Below are 23,266 nucleotides of genomic sequence, written 5' to 3'. Positions count from 1 at the left end.
ATGAGCGAACGCAACCAACGCAAAATCTACACTGGACGCGTAGTATCCGACAAAATGGATAAAACAGTTACAGTTGTTGTAGAAACCTATAAAAAGCATTCTTTATACGGTAAACGCGTGAAATACTCTAAAAAGTTTAAAGCTCATGACGAGCTAAACGAAGCTAAAGCAGGCGACGTAGTACGTATCATGGAAACTCGTCCACTTTCAGCTACAAAACGCTTCCGTCTTGTAGAAGTAGTAGAAAAAGCAGTAATCATTTAATATAGTTCGGATTAAGCTAATTCCGAAGGGAGGTACCGTACATGATTCAACAAGAATCTCGTTTAAAAGTCGCTGACAATTCTGGTGCTCGTGAAGTGCTAACAATTAAAGTCCTAGGTGGTTCTGGCCGTAAAACTGCAAACATCGGTGATATCATCGTTTGTACAGTCAAACAGGCAACACCAGGAGGCGTTGTTAAAAAAGGTGAAGTCGTTAAGGCTGTTGTTGTCCGTACAAAACGTGGTATGCGTCGTCCTGACGGTTCTTACATTCGTTTCGATGAAAACGCATGTGTAATTATCCGTGACGATAAGAGCCCACGTGGAACGCGTATTTTTGGACCTGTTGCTCGTGAATTACGTGACAATAGTTTCATGAAAATCGTTTCTCTTGCTCCAGAAGTTCTATAATATGTAAAATTTGTATAAAGCCTTTCAAGGAGGTGCCAAGCTAATGCATGTTAAAAAAGGTGACAAAGTCGTAGTCATCTCTGGTAAGGACAAAGGCAAACAAGGAACAATTCTTTCTGCATATCCGAAACAAAATCGTGTGCTTGTTGAAGGAATTAACATCGTGAAAAAGCATTCCAAGCCATCTCAACTTAATCCACAAGGTGGAATTATAAGCAAAGAAGCTGCTATTCACGTATCCAATGTAATGCCACTTGATCCTAAATCAGGTAAACCGACTCGTGTTGGATATAAGATCGAAAATGGTAAAAAAGTACGCGTAGCTAAAATATCAGGTGAATCTTTAGATAAATAAGTCATAAATGAAGGGAGGTACACTAAGCAATGAGCCGCCTTAAAGAAAAATTCAGAAGTGAAATTACACCGTCATTGATGGGTAAATTCAACTATCAATCAGTAATGCAAGTACCAAACATTGAGAAAATCGTTATTAACATGGGTGTGGGTGACGCAGTTTCTAACTCGAAAGCTTTAGATACAGCTGTTGAAGAACTTACATTGATAACTGGTCAAAAACCAGTTATAACAAAAGCAAAAAAATCAATCGCAGGTTTCCGTTTGCGTGAAGGTATGCCTATCGGAGCGAAAGTTACATTACGTGGAGAGCGTATGTATCAATTCCTTGATAAGCTAGTATCTGTATCTTTACCGCGTGTACGTGATTTCCGCGGCGTTTCAAAGAAATCCTTTGACGGACGTGGGAACTATACATTAGGCGTTAAAGAACAACTTATCTTCCCTGAGATTGATTACGATAAAGTGAGCAAAGTTCGTGGTATGGACATCGTTATCGTAACGACTGCCAACACTGACGAAGAAGCTCGTGAACTACTTACTCAAGTTGGAATGCCGTTCCAAAAGTAATCTCTAAATAAAGGGAGGCGAAATCGTGGCTAAAAAGTCTATGATCGTAAAGCAAAAACGCGAACAGAAGTTTAAAGTACAAGAATATACACGTTGCGAACGTTGCGGACGTCCACATTCAGTACTACGTAAATTTAAACTTTGTCGTATTTGTTTCCGCGAACTTGCATATAAAGGACAAATTCCTGGCGTTAAAAAAGCTAGCTGGTAAAACCCGAGTTTGGGAAGGAGGTAAAATATAATGGTCATGACAGATCCTATTGCAGATATGCTTACTCGCATCCGTAATGCGAATATGGTTCGTCACGAAAAACTGGAAGTTCCTGCTTCAAAGATCAAAAAGGAAATTGCTGAGATCTTAAAAAGTGAAGGCTTCGTACGTGACTTTGAATTAATCGAAGACAACAAACAAGGTATCATCCGTATCTTCTTAAAATACGGTGCAAACAACGAACGTGTTATCACTGGTCTAAAACGTATCAGCAAACCTGGTTTGCGTGTATATGCAAAAACTGGAGAGGTACCACGCGTTCTTAACGGTTTAGGTATCGCAATTGTTTCTACTTCTCACGGAGTTTTAACAGACAAGGAAGCTCGCTCTAAACAAGTTGGCGGAGAAGTTTTAGCATACGTTTGGTAATACATTTTCACAAGAATGGAGGTGCACATTATGTCTCGTATAGGTAAAAAACCTATTGAAATCCCTGCAGGCGTAACAGTTACTGTTACTGGAAGTGAAGTAACTGTTAAAGGTCCTAAAGGTGAATTAACTAGATCGTTCAGTCCTGACCTTTCAATCGTTGTTGAAGAGAACGTGTTAACTGTTACACGTCCGTCTGACGAGAAGACTCACCGTTCTTTACACGGTACTACTCGCGCACTTATCTCTAACATGGTTGAAGGTGTATCAACAGGTTTCGTAAAATCACTTGAACTTATTGGGGTTGGGTACCGTGCACAAAAGCAAGGTAACAAGCTTGTCCTTAACGTAGGATATTCCCACCCTGTAGAAATAGAGCCAGAAGCTGGCGTTGAAGTCGAAGTTCCTTCTAATACAAAAGTAATCGTAAAAGGTGCAAGCAAAGAACGTGTAGGAGCTCTAGCAGCTAATATCCGTGATGTTCGCCCGCCTGAGCCGTATAAAGGTAAAGGTATCCGTTACGAAGGCGAATTCGTTCGTCGTAAAGAAGGTAAAACTGGTAAGTAATGCCGCATAAGTAAACGAAAGGAGTGACGTAAATGATTACGAAGCTTGATAAAAATGCTACTCGTCAGAAAAGACATGCGCGTGTACGTGCTAAGCTTTCTGGAACAGAAGCTCGTCCTCGTTTAAATGTGTTTCGTTCAAACAAACACATTTACGCACAATTAATTGACGATGCAAAAGGCGTAACATTGGCAAGTGCTTCAACTCTTGATAAAGAGATCAATATCGAAGCAGGTAGCAATGCTGAAGCAGCTCAAAAAGTTGGCGAACTTATTGCGAAACGTGCTGTTGAAAAAGGTTTCAAAGCTGTGGTATTTGACCGCGGTGGTTACCTCTTCCATGGTCGTGTAAAAGCATTGGCTGACGCTGCTCGTGAAAACGGCTTAGAATTTTAATGGATAAGGAGGGACATAACAGATGCGTAGCATTGATCCTAATAAATTAGAACTTGAAGAACGCGTAGTTACAGTTAATCGTGTAGCTAAAGTTGTTAAAGGCGGACGTCGTTTCCGTTTCACTGCACTAGTTGTAGTTGGTGATAAAAATGGTCATGTTGGATTTGGTACTGGTAAAGCTCAAGAAGTTCCGGATGCTATCCGTAAAGCTATTGAGGATGCTAAGAAAAATCTAATTACTGTACCGATGGTTGGTACTACTATTCCTCACCTTGTGAACGGTCGCTATGGCGCAGGTCACATTCTATTGAAACCAGCTTCTGAAGGTACAGGAGTAATTGCTGGTGGTCCTGTTCGTGCGGTACTTGAATTAGGCGGAGTTAGCGATATCTTGTCTAAATCACTAGGTACTAATACACCTATTAATATGGTTCGCGCAACAATTGAAGGATTGAAGCAATTGAAACGTGCTGAAGACGTAGCTAAGTTACGTGGAAAATCAGTACAAGAACTGTTAGGATAAGGAGGGAAATCGAATTATGGCTAATAAATTAGAAATCACCCTCACTCGCAGCTTGATTGGTCGTCCTGAAGATCAACGTGTTACAGTTAACACTTTGGGTTTACGCAAAATGCATCAAACGGTTGTTCAAGAAGATAACCCTGCGATTCGCGGTATGATTACCAAAGTTGCTCATCTTGTTACTGTAAAAGAACAATAAAATAATTTTTAACTTAACAAGGAGGTGCCAACATGAAACTTCATGAGTTAAAAGCTGCAGAAGGTTCTCGTAAAGAACGTAAACGTAAAGGTCGCGGTATTGGATCTGGTAACGGTAAAACAGCAGGTAAAGGACACAAAGGACAAAACGCTCGCTCCGGCGGCGGTGTGCGTCTTGGATTTGAAGGGGGTCAAACTCCTCTATTCAGACGTTTACCTAAACGTGGATTTACCAACATCAACCGTAAAGACTATGCTATCGTGAATCTTGATACGTTAAATCTTTTCGAAGACGGTACTGAAGTAACACCAGCTCTTTTACTTGAGACTGGGGTTGTAAGTAAAGAAAAAGCAGGAATCAAAATTCTTGCCAAAGGAAGCATTGAGAAAAAGCTTACTGTTAAAGCTCACAAATTCTCGTCTACTGCTAAAGAAGCTATCGAAGCTGCTGGCGGTAATACAGAGGTGATCTAATGTTTCGCACGATCTCCAATTTTATGCGCGTGGGTGAAATAAGGAATAAGATTATTTTTACCCTTCTAATGTTAATCGTCTATCGCATCGGTACATTTATACCTGTACCGCATGTGAATGCCGATTTTCTCGCTGAACAGGACCAGCTGAGCGTCATAGGTCTTTTAAATACCTTTGGCGGCGGAGCACTGCAAAACTTTTCGATTTTAGCGATGGGTATCATGCCTTACATCACGGCATCCATCATCGTTCAGCTGTTACAGATGGATGTTGTTCCTAAGTTCACTGAATGGTCTAAACAAGGGGAAGCAGGGCGCCGTAAATTAGCACAATTCACTCGTTACTTCACTATTATCCTAGGATTTATCCAAGCAGTTGGTATGTCTTATGGGTTCAATAATATGTCAGGTGGACAGTTGATTGAAAATCCTGGAATTGCAACATACTTGCTTATTGCGACTGTCTTAACGGCAGGAACAGCTTTTCTTCTGTGGTTAGGGGAGCTGATCACTGCTAAGGGTGTGGGTAATGGGATCTCCATCATTATCTTTGCTGGTATCGTAGCTAGTTTGCCAACTACGGCAAATCAGATTTACGCCCAACAATTTGAAAATGCCGGTGATCAATTATTCTTACGAATCATAACGATTATCCTCATTGTTTTAGCAGTATTAGCAATCGTGGTTGCTGTTATCTTCATTCAGCAGGCATTACGTAAAATTCCTATTCAGTATGCGAAACGTGCTGCGGTAGGTCGTACACAAATGGGTGGCCAGTCTACTCATTTACCATTGAAAGTAAATGCTGCGGGGGTTATTCCGGTAATCTTTGCAATGGCATTTATCATTACTCCCACTACAATCGCTTCTTTCTTTGGAAAGAACAGCGTGACTAGTTGGATATCAACAAATCTTGATTACACCAAGCCAATTGGTATGATCATATATGTTGCTCTTATCATTGCTTTTGCGTATTTTTATGCATTCATTCAGGTTAACCCTGAACAAATGGCTGAGAATTTGAAAAAGCAAGGTGGCTATGTGCCGGGGATTCGTCCAGGTAAGAGTACACAAGAATATTTAACACGTGTTTTATACCGTCTGACGTTTGTAGGCTCTATATTTTTAGCCATCATTGCCGTTTTACCGGTATTTTTCATTAAGCTTGCTGATCTTCCTCAATCTGCACAGATTGGTGGAACCAGTTTGCTGATCGTAGTGGGGGTTGCCCTTGATACGATGAAGCAGCTGGAATCACAACTTGTGAAGAGACACTATAAAGGCTTTATAAAGTAATGAGTTTTGGGAACGGCTTGTTCCCTTTACCCATTATAGAGTTTGAGGGGGAAGAAAATTGAATCTAGTGTTAATGGGTCTGCCGGGTGCTGGTAAGGGCACTCAAGCTGAACAAATCGTAGAAAAATATAATATCCCTCATATCTCTACTGGAGATATGTTCCGAACAGCTATCAAAGATGGAACAGAATTAGGTCTAAAGGCGAAATCATTCATGGACAAAGGCGAATTGGTACCTGATGAAGTTACCATTGGCATCGTACGCGAACGGTTAAGCAAGGAAGACTGTCTCAAAGGATTTTTGCTTGATGGATTTCCACGTACTGTGGCACAGGCAGAAGCACTTGAGGGCATTCTTACTGATTTAGATCGCAAAATGAATTTTGTCATTAATATCGATGTTGATAAAAGCATCTTAATGGAAAGATTGACAGGACGTCGTATTTGCAAATCTTGTGGTTCGACATACCATCTTGTATTCAATCCTCCTGCTAAAGATGATGTATGCGACCGTTGCGGCGGAGAATTATATCAACGTGCCGACGATAATGCAGAAACGGTTCAAAATCGCTTAGATGTGAATTTGAAACAAACCAAGCCACTTCTTGATTTCTACGGAGATAAAGGATACTTGGTGAACATTAACGGACAGCAAGATATTAATAAGGTATTTGAAGATATCGATGTGTTGCTTGGTGCTTTACAAAATTAATCATTCGTATTGATTTATGAAATTCATACCATTTTTCTAACTTACTAGTTAAACTTGGTGCATTCCTATAATACAAAGGGTATAATGGATTTCGCGAGAGCATTCGCACATTTATTAATCAGGTTCTTGTACTTGGTATTCCCTGAATTGGGCGATTACTTTTTAAGTGATCTTCATGGACATATCCGGTCGGCAAAATTGATGAAGAAATGCAGTGACTCTATTGGGATTCCTAAAGAGTCGTGATATAGAGGGTTGAAAGAAGCTATGTCAGGCGTGCGCCTTTCAAACATCTCCCATGCTATTCAAACCTATGTCGAGACTAATTGCTTCTCTATTTCGAGAGTATGTCGGTCACGGAATCGGTCAAGACTTACATGAGGACCCATAAAATCCTCATTTCGGTCCAACTGATAAAGGTCCTCAGTTAAAGCCTGGTTCTACAAAATGGTGAATACTTGATGCAGAATTGTAAGACTTATGAGGATGATTGGACTGTAGTAATGTTGACGGAAAGATGTGTACCTTTAATAGGTTCACGCATAGAGAAGGGAGAATCACTTTAATGGCGAAAGATGATGTAATTGAAGTAGAAGGCACAGTACAAGAGACTTTGCCAAATGCAATGTTTAAGGTAGAATTAGAAAATGGTCATACTGTTTTAGCTCATGTATCCGGTAAAATTCGTATGCACTTTATTCGCATTTTGCCTGGAGATAAAGTTACGGTTGAGCTTTCCCCGTATGATCTAACTCGCGGCAGAATCACATACCGGTTCAAATAATCCGGTTTCGCTCCGATCTGTATAAGGAGGTTAGATAGCAATGAAAGTCAGACCATCAGTCAAACCAATCTGCGAAAAGTGTAAAGTTATCCGCAGAAAAGGTAAAGTTATGGTTATTTGCGAAAACCCTAAACATAAACAAAAACAAGGCTAAATAGAAGGAGGTGCACTCAAGCATGGCACGTATTGCTGGAGTAGATATTCCCCGTGACAAACGTATTGTTATCTCATTAACATATATATATGGTATTGGAAAACAAACAGCGATCAAGATTCTTGCAGAAGCAGGCGTTTCTGAAGAAACTCGCGTTCGTGACTTAACGGAAGACGAATTGAACAAAATTCGTGATATCATTGACAAGCTTAAAGTAGAAGGCGACCTTCGTCGTGAAATCTCCCTAAACATCAAACGTTTAATGGAAATCGGTTCTTACCGTGGTTTACGTCACCGTCGTGGTCTTCCTGTCCGCGGTCAAAATACAAAAAACAATGCTCGTACGCGTAAAGGACCTCGTCGTACTGTAGCTAACAAGAAAAAATAATTAGTAAAGGAGGTTACTTTTCATGGCACGTAAAACTAATACACGTAAACGTCGTGTGAAAAAGAATATAGAAACTGGTATTGCACATATTCGTTCAACATTCAATAACACTATCGTTACGATCACTGACTCTCATGGTAATGCTATTTCTTGGTCAAGTGCTGGAGCTCTAGGATTCCGTGGATCTCGTAAATCCACTCCGTTCGCTGCACAAATGGCTGCTGAAACAGCTGCTAAAACATCAATTGAACATGGTATGAAAACTCTTGAAGTTACAGTTAAAGGACCTGGTGCTGGACGTGAGGCTGCTATTCGTGCACTTCAAGCTGCTGGCCTAGAAGTAACTGCAATTAAAGATGTAACTCCAGTTCCACATAACGGATGCCGTCCACCAAAACGTCGCCGTGTTTAATTTTTCTGTATAGATTTTGTATTCCTGTCAATAATGGGATATAATACTGAGTTTGCGTTCTTACAGAGGATTAATTTTCAGTTGTTGCGCACAGCGGGAACGTATACATGGGGAATTTCGGTTTAAGTGAATTCGTTTACTTGCCGGGGTTTTGACGTTTTGAAGGAGGGTTTATTGATGATCGAAATAGAAAAACCAAAAATCGAAACGGTTGAAATCAACGACGATACCAAATACGGTAAATTCGTCGTAGAGCCACTAGAGCGTGGGTATGGTACTACATTGGGTAACTCCTTACGTCGTATCCTTTTATCCTCACTCCCAGGTGCTGCTGTCACAGCTATACAAATTGATGGAGTGCTACATGAGTTCTCAACAATTGAAGGCGTCGTGGAAGATGTAACATCTATCATTCTTAATGTGAAAAAACTAGCTCTTAAGATTTACTCTGATGAAGAGAAGACGCTGGAAATTGACGTTCAAGGTGACGGAGTCATCACGGCTGCTGATATCACTCATGATAGTGATGTAGAAATTCTTAATCCGGATTTATATATTGCTACAATTGGTAAAAACGGTCATATGCGTATGCGTTTATCTGCACGTCGCGGCCGCGGCTACACTCCTGCTGTTCAAAACAAGAGAGAAGACCAGCCAATTGGTGTAATTCCAATCGATGCTCTTTACACTCCAGTTTCACGCGTATCTTTCCAAGTTGAAAATACACGTGTTGGACAGTTGTCTAACTTTGACAAGTTAACGTTCGATGTTTGGACTGATGGCAGTACTGGTCCGCAAGAAGCGGTAGCACTTGGAGCTAAGATTTTAACAGAGCATTTAAATATCTTTGTTGGTTTAACCGATGAAGCTCAAAATGCTGAAATCATGGTTGATAAAGAATAAGATCAAAAAGAAAAAGTTCTTGAGATGACGATCGAAGAATTAGACCTTTCTGTTCGTTCTTACAACTGCTTGAAACGTGCTGGAATCAATACCGTTCAAGAGCTAGCTCATAAAACGGAAGAAGATATGATGAAAGTACGTAATCTAGGACGTAAATCACTTGAACAAGTGAAAGCGAAACTAGAAGAATTAGGCTTAGGTCTTCGTAAAGACGACTGATAACATGGCGGAATCAATCCATTATGTTGTGAGCCTTGTTATAGACACACAATATAGAACTTCAACAAAGGAGGGAATCTCTAATGGGTTACAGAAAGTTAGGACGCACTAGCGCACAACGTAAAGCATTACTTCGTGATTTAGCTACGGATCTTATTATCCATGAGCGCATTGAAACTACTGAAGCACGTGCAAAGGAATTACGTTCTGTAGTAGATAAAATGATCACTCTTGGTAAACGTGGTGACTTGCATGCACGCCGTCAAGCTGCATCTTTCATCCGTAACGAAATCGCTGACGCTGAGAATGGCACAGATGCCCTTCAAAAACTATTCAGTGACGTGGCTCCACGTTATGAAGAACGTCAAGGTGGATACACTCGTATCATGAAAGTTGGTCCACGCCGCGGTGACGGTGCACCAGTCGTGGTTATTGAATTAGTTTAATAACAACGATGAAAAAGGGCGGGACAAATGAATATACTCACTTGTTCTATGCCCTTTTTCTTTTTTTTAAATAGAAATTCTGTACTTTAGAAATTCGCATTGAGTGTTACGATGGCTGGCGGAACCTGTATCATGCAGGGAGCCTTCACGTCTAGCTCAAGCATCCCTTCCCGCTTTTGATAAGCGATTATAAGATAACCTGTTTTTCGTAACAGGCCCGCTATTAGCTGCTCTTAATTTACCGAAAATTCTTTCGGTGGAAGGGGTGCAGCGTTTTTTTATATTTTCAGAAGGAAAATTACTATATTTATATTGAGTGAGCAGAGTTTAGTTTAGACGAGTGCAGTCGAGAATGAGGAGGGCCACATGGTGAAGAAGCTGGTTTCTTTAAATAATATTGTTTTTAAATATGAGGGTCAGTCTCGAAACGCCTTGGATGATGTTTCTTTTGATATTCATCAGGGGGAGTGGCTTGCGATTGTCGGACATAATGGCTCTGGCAAGTCGACATTAGCGAAGTTACTGAATGGTCTTCAGTTCGCTAACTCAGGTACCATTACGATTAATGATCAACTATTGACAGAAGAATCCGTTTGGGATGTACGCCAGAAAATTGGCATGGTTTTTCAAAACCCAGATAATCAATTTGTAGGCACTACAGTTCAGGATGATGTGGCTTTTGGTTTAGAAAACGCCGGTGTTTCTCAGCAGGTTATGGTGGAGCGTGTTCATGGTGCGTTAAATAAGGTTAAAATGAATTCCTTTCTTAATCAAGAGCCGCACCATCTATCCGGCGGTCAAAAGCAAAGAGTGGCAATAGCAGGTGTAATAGCCCTGCAGCCAGACATAATCATCTTAGATGAAGCAACCTCCATGCTTGACCCAAGAGGCCGTGAAGAAGTGCTTGAAACAGTTAGGGAATTAAAGCAGGAAAACGATATTACTGTCATATCAATAACCCATGATCTTGAGGAAGCTGCGAAAGCTGATCGAATGATAGTCATGAACCAAGGTCGGCTATATCGTGAAGGATCGCCTCAGGATATTTTTGAATTAGAGGAAGAATTGATTGCTCTTGGTCTGGATATTCCCTTTTCAGTGAAACTAACCAAGGAGTTACAAAAAAATGGTGTTCGTGTAGTTGATGGGCATTTGACAGAGGAAGAGTTGGTGAAGGATTTATGCGAATTACACTCGATGATGTAGAATACCGCTATCAGGTGAATACTCCTTTTGAACATCTAGCCCTGCATGATGTCAATATTTCAATGGAGCCGGGAACCTATACCGCAATCATCGGGCATACAGGGTCCGGGAAATCCACGCTACTGCAGCATTTAAATGCTCTTTTAAAACCGACGAAGGGTCGGGTTTTCATTGGGGATCGGACGATTGAAGCCGGAAGAAAAGAAAAGGCTTTGCGGCCAATAAGACAAAAGGTCGGAATTGTTTTTCAGTTTCCGGAACATCAGTTATTTGATGAAACGGTTGAAAAGGATATATGTTTCGGTCCTATGAACTTTGGCGTTTCTGAAATTGATGCGAAGAAACTGGCCAGGAAAGCCATCGCGCAAGTCGGTTTGAATGAGGAAGTTCTTGAAAAATCTCCATTCGACTTATCCGGCGGACAAATGCGACGGGTGGCCATCGCTGGGGTCCTTGCCATGGAGCCGGAAGTATTGGTGCTTGACGAGCCTACAGCGGGTCTGGATCCGCGAGGACGCAAAGAAATCATGGATATGTTTTATGATCTGCATAAAGCAAGAGGCATTTCAACGATTCTGGTGACTCATAGCATGGAGGATGCAGCCAAGTACGCGGATGACATCATTATCATGCATAAGGGTACGGTGTTCAAAAAAGGAACCCCCCAGGAAATTTTCTCAGAGCCGGAACAATTAATGGAGCTTGGCCTGGATGTTCCCGATACGGTCCGTTTTCAACTAAAGCTCCAGAAGGAACTTGGTGTTCGATTTGATCACCCATGTCTTAATATCGGTGATTTAGCGATAGAAATAGATAAAGCCATGAAACGGGGGAACCGCTGATGCTGGATAAAATGATTATCGGGCGTTATGTCCCTGCAAATTCACTGATTCACAAGATGGATCCAAGGGCTAAATTGCTCCTCGTGTTCCTGTTTGTTTGTGTCGTCTTTTTGGCGAATAATGTCGTTTCTTACGGTTTGCTTGCTGTATTCACCATCCTATTGATCATTCTTTCCAAAATACCGCTTCGTTATCTTTACAATGGGTTAAAACCAATCTTTTTCTTGATCGTATTTACATTCCTTCTCCATATATTTTTTACGAAAGAAGGGGATTTGCTTTTTGAATACGGTTGGTTTGAAATCTATGAAGGCGGTCTGATTCAAGGTTTTTTCATATCAGTAAGATTTACTTTATTAATCCTTGTTACGTCACTTTTAACTTTGACGACATCCCCGATATCCATTACAGATGGGATGGAAGAGCTGTTGGGGCCCTTGAAAAAGTGGAAGATGCCTGTACATGAACTGGCATTGATGATGTCCATTGCCCTTCGTTTCATTCCAACGCTAATGGAGGAAACGGAAAAAATCATGAAGGCTCAAACTGCAAGGGGCGTTGACTTTTCATCTGGCCCGATAAAGGACAGGGTTAAATCGATTGTACCGCTGCTTGTTCCTTTATTTGTTAGTTCGTTCAAACGGGCTGAGGAATTGGCAACTGCCATGGAATCAAGAGGATACCGTGGCGGGGAAGGCCGCACGAAATATCGCCAATTGAACTGGAAGATGAGTGATAGTCTTTTGATGGTCTCAATCGGTGTTCTTACGGTCATGTTATTTTTATTACGTTCATAATAAGGAAGAGAACTATGCCAAAATATAAATGTGTGATCGCTTATGACGGCACGGATTTTGCTGGTTATCAGGTGCAGCCTGAGAAGCGCACCATACAAAGTGAATTCGAGGCAGTCTTGGCCCAAATGCATAAAGGCACAATTATAAAAGTGACTGCTTCTGGCAGGACAGATTCAGGGGTCCATGCAAAGGGGCAGGTACTTCACTTTGAATCGCCCCTTACATTCCCTACGGAAAATTGGGTAAAGGCGTTCAGCGCCCTTCTTCCGACCGATATCATCGTTCTGGAAGTCGACATCGTGCCTGACGATTTTCATGCAAGGTTCCATACGACTGGGAAAGAGTACCGTTATATCATAGCCCGCTCTAAACTGCGGGATCCGTTCCAGCGAAATTACGCTTATCATTATCCCTACCCATTAGATGGGGAGGCGATGAGGGAAGCAATCTCCTACTTGATCGGGACACATGACTTTACAAGTTTTTGTTCGGCTAAAACGGAAGTGGTCGATAAAGTTCGAACGATACAAGTGATGGATTTTGAAGAGAGCGATGGTTACATGGTTTTCCGCTTCGTTGGCGAAGGTTTTTTGTATAACATGGTGCGTATCTTGGTTGGGACGCTCCTGGATGTCGGCAGCGGCAAGATGTCACCCCATGATATGAGTGGGATTTTGGCCAAAAAGGACCGCAGTTTTGCAGGGAAAACAGCACCAGCCCAAGGCTTATATTTATGGAAAGTTTTTTACAAATAAAATTATTTTCGAAGTGATACCAGTTTTTTTACAACTGGGAAACGAGATGAACTCAGTAATGGAGCGGTTTGACGCTACACTGACCTTTTTATGGAGTTGCAGAGAGTGTTTTATAGACAACTTATCCTAGTGTAACATTCCCTTGACAATGAATCTGGGAGAAGTTAATATAATATGGTATGTATTTTAATCCCACGATAAGCCCCGGAAGTTTATTGTGATTGAAAATAAATATAAAAAATTAAAAAGTTTTTTAGGAGGTTAACCATGCGTACGACATTTATGGCGAAAGCTAATGAAGTAGAACGTAAATGGTATGTGATTGACGCTGAAGGCAAAACTTTGGGTCGCCTTTCTACTGAAGTAGCATCCATCTTACGTGGTAAACATAAACCAACTTTTACACCGAACATTGACACTGGTGATCATGTAATTCTAATCAATGTTGAAAAAATCCACTTGACTGGTAAAAAATTGACTGACAAAATTTATTACCGTCACACTATGCATCCAGGCGGTCTTAAAACTAGAACTGCTCTTGAAATGCGTACAAACTACCCTGAGAGAATGCTTGAACTTGCTATCAAAGGTATGCTTCCAAAGAATTCTCTTGGTCGTCAAATCTACAAAAAATTACACGTATACGCTGGAGCTGAGCACCCACACGCTGCTCAACAACCAGAAGTATACGAATTACGCGGATAATTACTAAGGAGGTTACTATCTTGGCACAAGTTCAATATTATGGTACTGGTCGCCGTAAGAGCTCAGTAGCTCGTGTACGTTTAGTACCAGGCGAAGGTCGCATCGTTATTAACGGTCGTGACATCAATGAATATATTCCTTTCGCAGCATTACGTGAAGTTGTAAACCAACCACTAGTTGCAACAGAAACTACTGGAAATTACGACGTTCTAGTAAACGTTAGCGGTGGTGGATACACTGGTCAAGCTGGAGCAATCCGTCACGGTATCGCTCGTGCATTGCTTCAAGTTGATCCAGAATACCGTCCATCTCTTAAAACTGCTGGTTTACTAACTCGTGACCCACGTATGAAAGAGCGTAAAAAATACGGTCTTAAAGGCGCACGTCGTGCACCTCAGTTCTCAAAACGTTAATTCTATTACCGTTTCAAAGACTCTCAACCATTTCGGTTGGGAGTCTTTTTTTATGCCCGGAAAAGTGTGTCACTGGAAATATTAAAAAGCATATCTGGGATCTCCCGGATATGCTTTATTTTCAATACTCCATTTAATAATTTTAGTTATGAGATTCACCTTGGCTTTTTTTGATTACGGCCTTTCCCGGCATGAAGCATGCAAAAATTAATGCCACAAAAGATAAGATTAACATGAAAACATAGGCATCACTTGAGCCAAAGATGGAAGCTAATGCCTTTAGTTGAATAGCTGAAATATTTTCATTTTTCATTGATAGCTCAGAGGCATGCGAAGTTGCCTGCATTGTATACACTGTGATGACAACTGCCGTTCCAATAGCACCTGACAATTGGCGAATGGTATTATTTACAGCTGAACCATGGGAACCCAATTCTCTTGGTAAAGCATTCAACCCTGCTGTATTTAATGGCATGGTAATAAAGCTCAAGCCAATTCGTAATATAATGGTACGAACCATTAAATAGCTATAGGTTGTGGATTCGTTTATATCTATGACTCCCCACATCGAAACAATGATAAATACCAAACCTGTAATAAAGAGCGGTTTAGCACCATATTTATCATACATTTTACCTGTGACAGGGGATAAGAAGGCATTAATCACAGCTCCAGGTAATAACAGTAAACCTGCTTCAAATGCTGTAAAACCTCTTCCGTTTTGCAAGTAAATGGGTAAAAGAATTAAATCAGCATACATGATCATCGTAATTAGTACATTGATGAAAGATGTGAGAGTGAAAATTTTATAATTGAATACAGATAAATTTAATAATGGATCGCTGGATTTCATTTGTCGTGTACAGAATAGAGTCGACACGATCATTCCGACGAGTATTGCAGTAATGACAACGGGATCATCCCATCCCTTGCTTCCTGCGCTACTAAATCCAAATAATACACAGCCAAAACCAATCGTCGATAAAGTGACACTTATGATATCCAATTTTGCTTTTGTTGTCTCGGCAACATTCATTAAATATTTGAACGCTAGAACTATGACGATTAATATAAATGGCATTAACCCAATAAATAGCCATCTCCATGAAACATATTCAATGATAAAACCAGATAATGTAGGGGCTATGGCTGGAGCGAAAATCATCGCAAAGCCAATTGTCCCCATAATGCTTCCGCGCTTTTCGCTAGGATATAAATATAAAATAACTGTCATCATTAGAGGCATAATAATCCCGGCACCAATTGCCTGAATCATTCTTCCCGTTAACAGCACACCAAAATTCCCTGCACATGCACAAAGTAAAGATCCGATGAGCAAAAAGAACATCGAGCTAATAAATAGCTGCCTTGTTGTAAACCGTTTCATTAAAAAGGCAGTAATCGGCACTAACACACCATTCACTAGCATAAATCCTGTTGATAGCCATTGTACAGTTGCGGCCGTTACATGAAATACATCCATTAAACCACTCAATGCAACATTTAATAGTGTCTGATTTAATGTTGATAAAAAACACCCAGCGATCAATACAATTAATAAAACTTTTTTATTTCCTTCCGTTATGTCCACTTCTGTCGACAACCCCTTCATTTTTGACTTGCATTCTCAACACCGTGTCGATAAAATCGATGGTAACAAAAAAATATGTTGCTTACCATGAACAGTTTTTTTGAAAATGTTCACTAATCGACATAGAAATATATGCTGTTGAGAAAGTCAGGGAAAAATCTATAAAGGAGTTAAAAATGTCTATACCAAAAAAAGAAGATCCTCGTACAATTCGGTCAAGGGAAATGTTTAAGGACGCTGTCATTGCTCTCTTACGCGAGGACCCCATAATTTCAAATTTAACGGTTAAGAAAATCGCAGACAAAGCAGGATTAAATCGGACAACATTTTACCTGCATTATCAGGATATTCAAGATTTACTAACGCAAATCACCGATGAGATTTTAAATGAGCTTTCCGATAAAATTTTTGCTTTAATACATGCAAAAGATTTATCAGAAAAACAACAGCTAACACAATTGCTTGATTATTTATATATTCATCGGGATTATTTACTTATTTTATTTAAAACGAATCAGTTTGAGGACCAGTTGTTTTCATTGTTAAAGCAATTAGTAGAAATTAGAAGGAAGAATACCAAAAAGGATCTACCTGCTGAATATGTTGACATTGACATTAAAACAGCCTCATTGGTAGGCATTATAATATGGTGGTTAAGAAAGGGGCTTCATTTTAGTTCAGATTATATTGCCAATCAAATATATTTAATGTACAAGGTGCAATGATGTTGGGGGTGTTCTTTGTCCGGAAAAAGATTTGTCCCATTTTCAGCATCAGATCCAAGTAAAAGGCCGCGGCGGCGTTGGTGACGGGTGTGTTCCATTTGTTTACACTTGAGTTTATTTATGTAATACAGAATTTTTTGTAAAATCCATATTTATTAAGTTCCTGTTTAGGAGTATGATAATACTTAAAAAAGAAAGAGGACTTCATATGAATTCAACATACTCACCAATTGAAACAACTAAAACAAAAGCCTTGGTCATCAATGCGCTATTCATTGCATTAACTCTTGTAGCGACAATGTTCATCAACATCAAGCTTCCAATAATGGGTAACGGCGGCCTGATCCATCTTGGTAACGTTCCCCTTTTTATAGCAGCCTTGGTATATGGCAAAAAAACAGGAGCGATAGCAGGCGCCTTCGGTATGGCCTTCTTCGACCTTTTCTCTGGTTGGGCAGCGTGGGCACCGTTTACATTCGTCATCGTAGGTACAATGGGCTTTCTAGCCGGCCTTATATCCGAAAAGGTACCGGGCAAAAGAGAATGGGTATACACTATGGCCGTTGCCGTTGCATTGGTTATAAAAATCGTCGGCTACTATTTTGTCGAGGTTATTCTTTATGGTAACTGGATACAGCCATTTGGCTCCATCCCCGGAAACGTGATGCAGGTCGTAATAGCCGGTATAATTGTAGTGCCGCTTGCTGGTAGATTAAAGAAAAGAGCTGGACAGATATAAAGTAAAACATGGGAAACCATTTCAAAACATTGTGTAGGCGCCACCGATTGAATTTAGGACAGTTTAAAAGTTATATCAAAGGACATCCGTTTACCATGGATGTCCTTTTATCTTAATAGATCTCAAATAGTATTGATCAAGGTTCAAAGAGATACACGCAGTGAGCGACCCAAGTCGGCAAGGTCAGCCTCGGGTAGCGGCCTGAGTGGCGAGTTATGGGTGATAGTTCCGAGTTTTCTGCCATTAAACATCATCCGAAATGTTCAGTTTGCCCTTTGACCATGGAAGATAGCATTTTGCATATCGATACGCATTATTAAATTACTTGCCAAACCTATCCTTATTATTTTTTGCCAATGGAATAAATGAATGGTTCAAAATAGAAGGCTAAAACTAAATTATGTCTTGGGAAATAATTTTGGGAAATGGGGAATTGCCCCGGAGGTGAATTATGGCTGTGATATTAGGTTTACAGGAGATGCAAAGGGAAAGGCAATTGAAGTTCGAACGCAGGCTGCTCAGGGAACTTTCTATCGAGGATATGAAGGGAAGGATTCAGCGTTACTTCGGACAGGACTTGATGGATGTTTTGGAGGAGGGCTACTTTGATGTTGCCATCGAGGCTTATTTATTAGGAGCCAACTATAGTAAGTTTGGCTATTATGGTGAGTCGGAAGAAGATGTTAGGTCCAGGTGCTGGAAGGAAGAGAAATTTTTGGTAGATACTCTTTTTAACTTCATTTTGTATTGGCGGGAAGTTACGGCGAATAATGCTTTTGATGAGGGTTTGTTTTATTGCTGTGAAGGATTTGTAGGGGATTGGTGGCTGGACGGCTTTAAGACTGGTGAAAAACGATATAAAATGAAACTGCATTAGGAAGGCAAATTCCCATTCCTTGTTCTATTTCCATGGTTTGTCCCATACTTTTTAGTAGAGAGATCATGGAAGGGGAACGGTCATGCGCAGAAAGCTGAAATATACAGGAATCGCTATGGGATTGTTTGTCCTTTTTTTAATTGTAACTTTTAAATTTGTTGAAGATGATTCTTGGGACTCCTGGAACCTTCCGTTGGCAGGTAAGGTCATCATTCTGGATGCAGGTCACGGAGGAATGGACGGCGGGGCAAATGTACAAGAGATTATGGAAAAGGAAATTGCCCTTTCCGTTTCATTAAAGGTCAGGGACTATTTGCAGGAACAGGGTGCCCTTGTCATCATGACCCGTGAGAAAGATGAGGATTTGGCACAGGGAAATACAAAGGGGATCCGCCAGCGAAAACAGGAGGACTTACGGAATCGGGTTGAAATGATCAATGATTCGGAAGCGGACTTATTCTTAAGCATTCATTTGAACTCTTTTCCATCAGCGTCATCGAAAGGTGCCCAGACCTTTTATACAAGCAGGTTTGAAGAAAATGAACAGGTGGCAAAATTCATTCAGACTGAAATCATCAGGAACCTGGAAAATACAAAGCGTGATGCAAAAACGATTAATCATGTGTATTTGATGAATTATGCTAAGAAGCCGGGAGCGCTTGTGGAAATTGGCTTTCTTTCCAATACCGAGGAAAGGGAACGCCTTGTCAGTGATAAGTATCAAGAAAAGGTTGCCAGCTCGATTTATATGGGGATTTTACGGTACTTTACAGAGGGAAAACTATCAGAAGAAAAGTGATGTCTGGGTCTTGTAAGGTACAAGGCCTCTTTATTATGGGAAAATAATCAGGTTTTTCATGCGGGGCAGATAATAATCTTTCTTTCCGTAATATGTTATACTGAAAAATGGGAAAATAAAATTCAAAGGGGTGCTCGACTTGCTAACAGAAGAGAAAGTACTGAATTTATTAAAGGATCTTAAAGACCCTTTTCTACATAAAAACCTTGAAGAGACAAATGGAATTATAGAAATCAAAATAAAACCTGAAAAGAATCATGTAAGCGTTAAACTTGCGATTGCGAAAACGGGGACCGCCGAGCAAATGCAAATGCAATCGGAAGTTGTGGACTTACTGAAAACGAACGGAGCGGAATCGGTAGGCATCCGTTTCGCGGAGCTTTCTGAAGAGGAGTTAGCCAAGCACCGTGAAAGCATTCCTCAGGATGAAGCGGACCAAGGCTTGCTTGGCCCTAACAGCAAGACACAATTCATCGCGATCGCCAGCGGTAAAGGCGGAGTGGGAAAATCTACGATTTCAGTGAATTTCGCCACTTCACTTGCTCGTTTAGGTAAAAAGGTCGGACTGGTTGATGCCGATATTTATGGATTCAGCGTACCTGATATGATGGGGATAACAAAAAGACCGGTTGTTCGCGGGGAAAAAATCATTCCTGTAGAACGGTTTGGCGTTCAAGTTATCTCAATGGGCTTTTTTGTAGAGGATAACGCGCCGATCATATGGAGAGGGCCAATGCTGGGGAAAATGCTCAACAGTTTCTTTAATGAAGTGGAATGGGGAGATTTGGACTATTTGGTCCTTGACTTACCGCCGGGTACAGGCGATGTTGCTTTGGACGTTCATACGATGCTCCCATCATGTAAAGAAATCATCGTTACGACACCGCATCCGACTGCAGCCTTCGTTGCTGCAAGAGCTGGTGCCATGGCCATCAAGACAGAACACGAAGTCATTGGTGTCATAGAGAACATGTCATTCTTCGAAAGTAAAACGACGGGTGAAAAAGAATATGTCTTCGGAAAAGGCGGCGGAGAGAAGCTTGCAGAAGAGCTTCGTACAGAAGTTTTAGGTCAACTTCCCCTGCAACAGCCGGATTGGAACGAAGAGGACTTTGCTCCATCCATTTACGCAGCGGACCATAGGCTCGGCAGGATTTACGAAGATATTGCTAAGAAAGTCATTGAAAAACTACAATGAAAATAAGGCTGATTCCGATTGGAATCAGCCTTATTTCATTCTTTTTACTTTTTCTCCTTCTCAGCCGCTTTAGTGGCTGCTTTATCCAATTTCTCTTGCATTTTAGCCTGGACGAGAGGACTCTCCATGGTTTCGATGATCAGCTCTTTGTAGACCGACCGCATCTCCTTGGTTTTTAATAACTTATTCATTTCTTTTTCCATATCCGGTTCTTTCATTATTTCCATGAGCATTCCACGATACTGAGGATCGGCAGTTAAGTCCTTCAATACCTTTTTATGTTCGTCTTCTAATGCTTTAGCATACGCGGAAGCGAATTCGGGATCATTAAATGTCTTTTTCCAAAATTCCTTCCCTTTATCTGAAGTGACCATATCTTCAATGGATTTCTTAATGTCATCCGAATCCATAATAAGTTCAGCTTTCGTTTTATCGTCAGTAATGATATCCTGGATGGCTTTTTTTCCATCATCTGTTTTCAAGATATCTACGACCATCTTCTTTGTCTCTTCATACTCCATTTTTTCTGCGCCTGCTCCATTTTGAGCACAACCGGAACAAACGAGTAAGAATGACGTGAAAAGCAAAGCAACTCCCACTCTCATACGCAGGGCCCCTTTCATCCTTCTTACTGTTAATATGGTTCCAATCGGCGATATTATTCCTTGGTGGAATAAGTGGATTTTTCCAAATTTGGTTGGTACAATTAAGGAAATGAAATAGAAATGTATGGAGGAAAACAATGAACAGCCGTAATTTAGTTAAATTGTTTTTAACAACATTGCTTATAGGTGGTGTAACGGGCGGAGTTGTAGGTTTCTTGGCCCGGTGGAATGAGTTTAAGCCTTATTTCTCTTCTTTTGATGTCAGTGCCATCCTATCAACTTTTATTTGGTTATTCGGTGTTGGATTAATTTTCAGTGTCATAAGCCAAGCTGGCTTTTTTGCCTATTTAACGATACATCGTTTTGGTCTCGGAATATTTAAAAGCGCTTCCTTATGGAATGCCGTTCAACTTGTACTCATTCTTTTTGTTGTTTTCGATCTTGTTTACCTGCGATACCTTAGCTTTGGTTCAGGCGAGGGGATCAGTTCCTACATCGTGTTAGCATTGGTTGTATTGGCCTCGGGGCTTGTTACAGCTTATTTCAAAATGAAACAAACGAATAAACAGTCATTCATCCCGGCTTTGTTTTTCATGGTCGTGTTCACGGTGTTGGAGTGGATACCTGTCCTAAGTGCCAATGATGAAAGCTGGCTTTACTTCATGCTGTTTCCATTGCTGGTCTGCAATGCTTATCAATTATTGGTCCTGAGCAAATTGATTGAAATTTCACAAAAGGAATTGGCCAGTAAAAGAGGGCGTAAGCAAACTCCGGCAAATGGAAAGATGAAAGCCGGTGAACTTGGTGAAGGCAGATAACCTATATGTATGCCGGGCCATACTTGAGGAAGTCAAAACATAAAAACTGCGTACTAAAGGTTCAAGGAGACCATTAGTACGCAGTTTTTTCAGTCAGCGAATTTCCTCACTGCTTGCTGATGAATTGGAAATCATCTCTGAAACGTTAACGAAGTTTAAATTTTTTGTTCGAAGTTCACTTATTAACTCCGGTAAAGCCTTATTCGTTTGTTTTGCTGAGTCTGAAGCATGTAATAAGATGATATCACCCTTTTGGGCCTTGGTGATGTTCTGTACGATCCGGTCCACACCCGGATTGGTCCAATCCTTTGAATCGATGCTCCAATGGACAACGGTGTATCCGAATTTCTCGCTGATCTTTAAGAGGCGTTTATCAAAGTGTCCGGTGGGAGCGCGTAAAAGTTCTATATTCTTTATATTAAGTTTTTTAAATGCTTCCTGGGCTTTAGAAATATCCCGGATGATTTCCTGATCTTCCATTTCGGAATAATCCTTATAATCGTAACCAAGGATGCCGATTTCATATCCTTCTTTCACAATTTCCGCTACTATGTCCGGATGACGTTCAGCCCAGGATCCCGAGAGGAAAAATGTGGCGGATTTAATCTCTTCCCTTTTTAATGTTTCTATTATCGGAGCGGCTTTCTCATCACCCCAGCCGATATTGAACGTGATCGCAACATTCTTTTCCCCTTTATAAACAGCTTTCGGCCCATCATCTGTTGAAAAAACGGGAGCATGAAGAATGTTTTGTACAAAAAGGAACCAAGCGGTAAAAAGTGCCGTAAGTAATATTAACGAATAATATTTGATCTTCTTGGCTTGAAGCACCATGAAAAATTTCATTAATCCATCCCCTTGTCCAAAGTACTCTTGTCTTCAAATTTATGCGCGAGGATTATTGTTATGCAAAAAAGTCAGTTGAAAATTCATAAAAATGCTGGCAATGGGGAATGCTGTCTGATGGAGGTGTGAACCATGCTCGGTTTATTGATTAATGACAAGGAAAAGATGGAATTGGAGTACCTTTTAAAAAGAGAGATGGATGAAATACTATTCGATCTGCAGGATGACAGAATCGATCACTTGGTCAAAAGGGCTATAAACGAGAAATATAACATCCTTTTCAGACTGTTTAAAAGGGTGAGCACCGAGGAGGAATGCCTAATCTATATGAGGGGGAAAAAGAATTTGTCCAAGTGGAATCAGTCATGAGATTCAAAAGTGAATTATATTCAAAAAATCTATTGACTATTGATTTATACGCTGGTATATTATAAAAGTTGCTGCAACGTAAAAGCTTTTGAAAAAGAATGAAAAAACTTTTTTAAAAAAGTTATTGACGAAGTAGTAATAAGATGTTAAGATATTAAAGTCGCTAAGAGATACGGCGAACAAATTGCTCTTTGAAAACTGAACAAAACAAAGCGCCAACGTTAAATTTTAAGTGAGCACACACTATCAAAAAAGCAAATGAGCAAGTCAAAC

Annotated in this window: 34 protein-coding genes and 2 pseudogenes; 33 read left to right on the top strand and 3 right to left on the bottom strand. The window is 40.5% G+C overall.

Annotated features, from left to right (window positions below; translation table 11 throughout):
• The 26 genes and pseudogenes from rpsQ (at position 1) to rpsI (ending at position 14,426) form a co-directional block, all read left to right on the top strand.
• Complete coding sequence (gene rpsQ / locus ACWF5P_RS24450; protein WP_048677887.1) at positions 1-264, top strand: 30S ribosomal protein S17; 264 nt, start codon at positions 1-3, stop codon at positions 262-264.
• 41 nt (positions 265-305) lie between these two features.
• Entirely contained in the window at positions 306-674 is a 369-nt protein-coding gene (rplN, locus tag ACWF5P_RS24445) for a 50S ribosomal protein L14 (protein WP_034305005.1), read from the top strand.
• 43 nt (positions 675-717) lie between these two features.
• A complete protein-coding gene (rplX, locus tag ACWF5P_RS24440; protein ID WP_034305002.1) occupies positions 718-1,029 on the top strand; it encodes a 50S ribosomal protein L24 in 312 nt (103 codons plus the stop codon).
• 29 nt (positions 1,030-1,058) lie between these two features.
• Positions 1,059-1,598, top strand: coding sequence for a 50S ribosomal protein L5 (gene rplE / locus ACWF5P_RS24435; RefSeq protein ID WP_034305000.1), 540 nt, complete (start codon positions 1,059-1,061; stop codon positions 1,596-1,598).
• A 25-nt stretch (positions 1,599-1,623) separates the two neighbouring features.
• Positions 1,624-1,809 (top strand): type Z 30S ribosomal protein S14, encoded by a 186-nt coding sequence (locus ACWF5P_RS24430; RefSeq protein ID WP_034304998.1) that lies wholly within the window; start codon positions 1,624-1,626, stop codon positions 1,807-1,809.
• Between the two features lie 30 nt (positions 1,810-1,839).
• Positions 1,840-2,238 carry a 30S ribosomal protein S8 gene (rpsH, locus tag ACWF5P_RS24425; protein ID WP_034304995.1) on the top strand — a complete coding sequence of 133 codons (399 nt, stop codon included), beginning with the start codon at positions 1,840-1,842 and terminating at the stop codon, positions 2,236-2,238.
• 30 nt (positions 2,239-2,268) lie between these two features.
• Positions 2,269-2,805, top strand: coding sequence for a 50S ribosomal protein L6 (gene rplF / locus ACWF5P_RS24420; RefSeq protein ID WP_137016892.1), 537 nt, complete (start codon positions 2,269-2,271; stop codon positions 2,803-2,805).
• A gap of 32 nt (positions 2,806-2,837) precedes the next feature.
• Positions 2,838-3,200 (top strand): 50S ribosomal protein L18, encoded by a 363-nt coding sequence (gene rplR / locus ACWF5P_RS24415; RefSeq protein ID WP_101225873.1) that lies wholly within the window; start codon positions 2,838-2,840, stop codon positions 3,198-3,200.
• 22 nt (positions 3,201-3,222) lie between these two features.
• Entirely contained in the window at positions 3,223-3,723 is a 501-nt protein-coding gene (gene rpsE / locus ACWF5P_RS24410; protein WP_034304987.1) for a 30S ribosomal protein S5, read from the top strand.
• A gap of 16 nt (positions 3,724-3,739) precedes the next feature.
• Positions 3,740-3,922, top strand: coding sequence for a 50S ribosomal protein L30 (gene rpmD / locus ACWF5P_RS24405; protein WP_034304984.1), 183 nt, complete (start codon positions 3,740-3,742; stop codon positions 3,920-3,922).
• Between the two features lie 32 nt (positions 3,923-3,954).
• Complete coding sequence (gene rplO, locus ACWF5P_RS24400; RefSeq protein WP_034304982.1) at positions 3,955-4,395, top strand: 50S ribosomal protein L15; 441 nt, start codon at positions 3,955-3,957, stop codon at positions 4,393-4,395.
• Positions 4,395-5,690, top strand: a complete 1,296-nt coding sequence (gene secY, locus ACWF5P_RS24395; RefSeq protein ID WP_034304981.1) for a preprotein translocase subunit SecY — start codon at positions 4,395-4,397, stop codon at positions 5,688-5,690. The genes rplO and secY overlap by 1 nt, the downstream gene beginning before the upstream one ends.
• A 58-nt stretch (positions 5,691-5,748) precedes the next feature.
• On the top strand, positions 5,749-6,402 hold the full coding sequence (locus tag ACWF5P_RS24390; protein ID WP_101225874.1) for an adenylate kinase: 654 nt from the start codon (positions 5,749-5,751) through the stop codon (positions 6,400-6,402).
• Between the two features lie 170 nt (positions 6,403-6,572).
• Positions 6,573-6,925 (top strand): annotated as a pseudogene (locus ACWF5P_RS24385) (M24 family metallopeptidase); the annotation flags it as partial.
• 42 nt (positions 6,926-6,967) lie between these two features.
• Positions 6,968-7,186 carry a translation initiation factor IF-1 gene (infA, locus tag ACWF5P_RS24380; protein ID WP_028390440.1) on the top strand — a complete coding sequence of 73 codons (219 nt, stop codon included), beginning with the start codon at positions 6,968-6,970 and terminating at the stop codon, positions 7,184-7,186.
• 40 nt (positions 7,187-7,226) lie between these two features.
• Positions 7,227-7,340, top strand: a complete 114-nt coding sequence (rpmJ, locus tag ACWF5P_RS24375) for a 50S ribosomal protein L36 (RefSeq protein ID WP_003156543.1) — start codon at positions 7,227-7,229, stop codon at positions 7,338-7,340.
• A 22-nt stretch (positions 7,341-7,362) separates the two neighbouring features.
• Positions 7,363-7,728 carry a 30S ribosomal protein S13 gene (gene rpsM, locus ACWF5P_RS24370; RefSeq protein WP_034304978.1) on the top strand — a complete coding sequence of 122 codons (366 nt, stop codon included), beginning with the start codon at positions 7,363-7,365 and terminating at the stop codon, positions 7,726-7,728.
• Positions 7,729-7,750: 22 nt separating this feature from the next.
• Positions 7,751-8,140 carry a 30S ribosomal protein S11 gene (gene rpsK, locus ACWF5P_RS24365; protein WP_028390438.1) on the top strand — a complete coding sequence of 130 codons (390 nt, stop codon included), beginning with the start codon at positions 7,751-7,753 and terminating at the stop codon, positions 8,138-8,140.
• Positions 8,141-8,317: 177 nt separating this feature from the next.
• A pseudogene (locus ACWF5P_RS24360) lies at positions 8,318-9,262 on the top strand (DNA-directed RNA polymerase subunit alpha).
• Between the two features lie 83 nt (positions 9,263-9,345).
• Positions 9,346-9,708: a 50S ribosomal protein L17 gene (rplQ, locus tag ACWF5P_RS24355; protein WP_034304973.1), complete on the top strand. Its 363-nt coding sequence runs from the start codon at positions 9,346-9,348 to the stop codon at positions 9,706-9,708.
• 366 nt (positions 9,709-10,074) lie between these two features.
• A complete protein-coding gene (locus tag ACWF5P_RS24350) occupies positions 10,075-10,914 on the top strand; it encodes an energy-coupling factor ABC transporter ATP-binding protein (RefSeq protein WP_434168254.1) in 840 nt (279 codons plus the stop codon).
• The gene (locus ACWF5P_RS24345; protein WP_053537046.1) at positions 10,890-11,756 is read left to right on the top strand and encodes an energy-coupling factor ABC transporter ATP-binding protein; all 867 of its coding nucleotides are present in this window, start codon (positions 10,890-10,892) and stop codon (positions 11,754-11,756) included. Before ACWF5P_RS24350 ends, ACWF5P_RS24345 begins: the two co-directional genes overlap by 25 nt.
• On the top strand, positions 11,756-12,553 hold the full coding sequence (locus ACWF5P_RS24340) for an energy-coupling factor transporter transmembrane component T family protein (protein WP_101225877.1): 798 nt from the start codon (positions 11,756-11,758) through the stop codon (positions 12,551-12,553). The genes ACWF5P_RS24345 and ACWF5P_RS24340 overlap by 1 nt, the downstream gene beginning before the upstream one ends.
• Positions 12,554-12,567: 14 nt before the next feature.
• Positions 12,568-13,308 (top strand): tRNA pseudouridine(38-40) synthase TruA, encoded by a 741-nt coding sequence (gene truA, locus ACWF5P_RS24335; protein WP_230178747.1) that lies wholly within the window; start codon positions 12,568-12,570, stop codon positions 13,306-13,308.
• A 267-nt stretch (positions 13,309-13,575) separates the two neighbouring features.
• On the top strand, positions 13,576-14,013 hold the full coding sequence (gene rplM / locus ACWF5P_RS24330) for a 50S ribosomal protein L13 (RefSeq protein WP_034304960.1): 438 nt from the start codon (positions 13,576-13,578) through the stop codon (positions 14,011-14,013).
• A 20-nt stretch (positions 14,014-14,033) separates the two neighbouring features.
• Positions 14,034-14,426: a 30S ribosomal protein S9 gene (gene rpsI, locus ACWF5P_RS24325; RefSeq protein WP_034304957.1), complete on the top strand. Its 393-nt coding sequence runs from the start codon at positions 14,034-14,036 to the stop codon at positions 14,424-14,426.
• A gap of 142 nt (positions 14,427-14,568) precedes the next feature.
• On the opposite strand, the gene ACWF5P_RS24320 is transcribed toward rpsI, so the two are convergent.
• A complete protein-coding gene (locus ACWF5P_RS24320; protein ID WP_434168255.1) occupies positions 14,569-16,038 on the bottom strand; it encodes a DHA2 family efflux MFS transporter permease subunit in 1,470 nt (489 codons plus the stop codon).
• 155 nt (positions 16,039-16,193) lie between these two features.
• Between ACWF5P_RS24320 and ACWF5P_RS24315 the strand changes: the two genes are divergently transcribed.
• The 5 genes from ACWF5P_RS24315 to ACWF5P_RS24295 all read left to right on the top strand — a co-directional run bounded on the left by ACWF5P_RS24315 (position 16,194) and on the right by ACWF5P_RS24295 (position 20,355).
• Positions 16,194-16,742, top strand: a complete 549-nt coding sequence (locus tag ACWF5P_RS24315) for a TetR/AcrR family transcriptional regulator C-terminal domain-containing protein (protein ID WP_434168256.1) — start codon at positions 16,194-16,196, stop codon at positions 16,740-16,742.
• Between the two features lie 208 nt (positions 16,743-16,950).
• Positions 16,951-17,481 (top strand): ECF transporter S component, encoded by a 531-nt coding sequence (locus ACWF5P_RS24310; protein ID WP_101225881.1) that lies wholly within the window; start codon positions 16,951-16,953, stop codon positions 17,479-17,481.
• Between the two features lie 451 nt (positions 17,482-17,932).
• Positions 17,933-18,358, top strand: a complete 426-nt coding sequence (locus tag ACWF5P_RS24305) for a DUF2521 family protein (RefSeq protein ID WP_101225882.1) — start codon at positions 17,933-17,935, stop codon at positions 18,356-18,358.
• Positions 18,359-18,440: 82 nt separating this feature from the next.
• A complete protein-coding gene (cwlD, locus tag ACWF5P_RS24300; RefSeq protein ID WP_101225883.1) occupies positions 18,441-19,157 on the top strand; it encodes an N-acetylmuramoyl-L-alanine amidase CwlD in 717 nt (238 codons plus the stop codon).
• Positions 19,158-19,296: 139 nt separating this feature from the next.
• A complete protein-coding gene (locus ACWF5P_RS24295) occupies positions 19,297-20,355 on the top strand; it encodes an Mrp/NBP35 family ATP-binding protein (RefSeq protein ID WP_101225884.1) in 1,059 nt (352 codons plus the stop codon).
• A gap of 44 nt (positions 20,356-20,399) precedes the next feature.
• Here ACWF5P_RS24295 and gerD read toward each other — a convergent pair whose 3' ends face one another.
• Positions 20,400-20,960: a spore germination lipoprotein GerD gene (gene gerD, locus ACWF5P_RS24290; RefSeq protein ID WP_101225885.1), complete on the bottom strand. Its 561-nt coding sequence runs from the start codon at positions 20,958-20,960 to the stop codon at positions 20,400-20,402.
• Between the two features lie 137 nt (positions 20,961-21,097).
• Here gerD and ACWF5P_RS24285 point away from each other — a divergent pair, with 137 nt between their 5' ends.
• Complete coding sequence (locus tag ACWF5P_RS24285) at positions 21,098-21,778, top strand: KinB-signaling pathway activation protein (RefSeq protein WP_101225886.1); 681 nt, start codon at positions 21,098-21,100, stop codon at positions 21,776-21,778.
• 93 nt (positions 21,779-21,871) lie between these two features.
• Here the strand turns inward: ACWF5P_RS24285 and pdaB are convergent, their stop codons facing one another.
• Complete coding sequence (gene pdaB / locus ACWF5P_RS24280) at positions 21,872-22,624, bottom strand: polysaccharide deacetylase family sporulation protein PdaB (RefSeq protein ID WP_101225887.1); 753 nt, start codon at positions 22,622-22,624, stop codon at positions 21,872-21,874.
• A gap of 132 nt (positions 22,625-22,756) precedes the next feature.
• Between pdaB and ACWF5P_RS24275 the strand changes: the two genes are divergently transcribed.
• The gene (locus tag ACWF5P_RS24275) at positions 22,757-22,993 is read left to right on the top strand and encodes a hypothetical protein (protein ID WP_101225888.1); all 237 of its coding nucleotides are present in this window, start codon (positions 22,757-22,759) and stop codon (positions 22,991-22,993) included.
• Positions 22,994-23,266 lie beyond the last annotated feature (273 nt).

It is taken from the genome of Peribacillus sp. NPDC055009 (assembly GCF_053608705.1).
The sequence above is the reverse complement of the archived record's forward strand: the minus strand, read 5'-3'. Positions and strand labels throughout refer to the sequence as shown.

What these genes read in the sequence shown, in the direction of transcription:
- pdaB (WP_101225887.1), bottom strand. Translation starts at nt 22,624, where the DNA reads ATGAAATTTTTCATGGTGCTTCAAGCCAAGAAGATCAAATATTATTCG.
- ACWF5P_RS24285 (WP_101225886.1), top strand. Translation starts at nt 21,098, where the DNA reads ATGAACAGCCGTAATTTAGTTAAATTGTTTTTAACAACATTGCTTATA.
- rpsK (WP_028390438.1), top strand. Translation starts at nt 7,751, where the DNA reads ATGGCACGTAAAACTAATACACGTAAACGTCGTGTGAAAAAGAATATA.
- rplE (WP_034305000.1), top strand. Translation starts at nt 1,059, where the DNA reads ATGAGCCGCCTTAAAGAAAAATTCAGAAGTGAAATTACACCGTCATTG.
- secY (WP_034304981.1), top strand. Translation starts at nt 4,395, where the DNA reads ATGTTTCGCACGATCTCCAATTTTATGCGCGTGGGTGAAATAAGGAAT.
- ACWF5P_RS24340 (WP_101225877.1), top strand. Translation starts at nt 11,756, where the DNA reads ATGCTGGATAAAATGATTATCGGGCGTTATGTCCCTGCAAATTCACTG.
- ACWF5P_RS24275 (WP_101225888.1), top strand. Translation starts at nt 22,757, where the DNA reads ATGCTCGGTTTATTGATTAATGACAAGGAAAAGATGGAATTGGAGTAC.
- rplO (WP_034304982.1), top strand. Translation starts at nt 3,955, where the DNA reads ATGAAACTTCATGAGTTAAAAGCTGCAGAAGGTTCTCGTAAAGAACGT.
- rpsH (WP_034304995.1), top strand. Translation starts at nt 1,840, where the DNA reads ATGGTCATGACAGATCCTATTGCAGATATGCTTACTCGCATCCGTAAT.
- ACWF5P_RS24350 (WP_434168254.1), top strand. Translation starts at nt 10,075, where the DNA reads ATGGTGAAGAAGCTGGTTTCTTTAAATAATATTGTTTTTAAATATGAG.
- rplR (WP_101225873.1), top strand. Translation starts at nt 2,838, where the DNA reads ATGATTACGAAGCTTGATAAAAATGCTACTCGTCAGAAAAGACATGCG.
- ACWF5P_RS24345 (WP_053537046.1), top strand. Translation starts at nt 10,890, where the DNA reads ATGCGAATTACACTCGATGATGTAGAATACCGCTATCAGGTGAATACT.
- rplM (WP_034304960.1), top strand. Translation starts at nt 13,576, where the DNA reads ATGCGTACGACATTTATGGCGAAAGCTAATGAAGTAGAACGTAAATGG.
- ACWF5P_RS24320 (WP_434168255.1), bottom strand. Translation starts at nt 16,038, where the DNA reads ATGAAGGGGTTGTCGACAGAAGTGGACATAACGGAAGGAAATAAAAAA.
- gerD (WP_101225885.1), bottom strand. Translation starts at nt 20,960, where the DNA reads ATGAGAGTGGGAGTTGCTTTGCTTTTCACGTCATTCTTACTCGTTTGT.
- rplN (WP_034305005.1), top strand. Translation starts at nt 306, where the DNA reads ATGATTCAACAAGAATCTCGTTTAAAAGTCGCTGACAATTCTGGTGCT.
- rplX (WP_034305002.1), top strand. Translation starts at nt 718, where the DNA reads ATGCATGTTAAAAAAGGTGACAAAGTCGTAGTCATCTCTGGTAAGGAC.
- infA (WP_028390440.1), top strand. Translation starts at nt 6,968, where the DNA reads ATGGCGAAAGATGATGTAATTGAAGTAGAAGGCACAGTACAAGAGACT.
- rplQ (WP_034304973.1), top strand. Translation starts at nt 9,346, where the DNA reads ATGGGTTACAGAAAGTTAGGACGCACTAGCGCACAACGTAAAGCATTA.
- ACWF5P_RS24315 (WP_434168256.1), top strand. Translation starts at nt 16,194, where the DNA reads ATGTCTATACCAAAAAAAGAAGATCCTCGTACAATTCGGTCAAGGGAA.
- rpmD (WP_034304984.1), top strand. Translation starts at nt 3,740, where the DNA reads ATGGCTAATAAATTAGAAATCACCCTCACTCGCAGCTTGATTGGTCGT.
- truA (WP_230178747.1), top strand. Translation starts at nt 12,568, where the DNA reads ATGCCAAAATATAAATGTGTGATCGCTTATGACGGCACGGATTTTGCT.
- rplF (WP_137016892.1), top strand. Translation starts at nt 2,269, where the DNA reads ATGTCTCGTATAGGTAAAAAACCTATTGAAATCCCTGCAGGCGTAACA.
- cwlD (WP_101225883.1), top strand. Translation starts at nt 18,441, where the DNA reads ATGCGCAGAAAGCTGAAATATACAGGAATCGCTATGGGATTGTTTGTC.
- rpsE (WP_034304987.1), top strand. Translation starts at nt 3,223, where the DNA reads ATGCGTAGCATTGATCCTAATAAATTAGAACTTGAAGAACGCGTAGTT.
- ACWF5P_RS24305 (WP_101225882.1), top strand. Translation starts at nt 17,933, where the DNA reads ATGGCTGTGATATTAGGTTTACAGGAGATGCAAAGGGAAAGGCAATTG.
- rpmJ (WP_003156543.1), top strand. Translation starts at nt 7,227, where the DNA reads ATGAAAGTCAGACCATCAGTCAAACCAATCTGCGAAAAGTGTAAAGTT.
- ACWF5P_RS24310 (WP_101225881.1), top strand. Translation starts at nt 16,951, where the DNA reads ATGAATTCAACATACTCACCAATTGAAACAACTAAAACAAAAGCCTTG.
- rpsQ (WP_048677887.1), top strand. Translation starts at nt 1, where the DNA reads ATGAGCGAACGCAACCAACGCAAAATCTACACTGGACGCGTAGTATCC.
- rpsM (WP_034304978.1), top strand. Translation starts at nt 7,363, where the DNA reads ATGGCACGTATTGCTGGAGTAGATATTCCCCGTGACAAACGTATTGTT.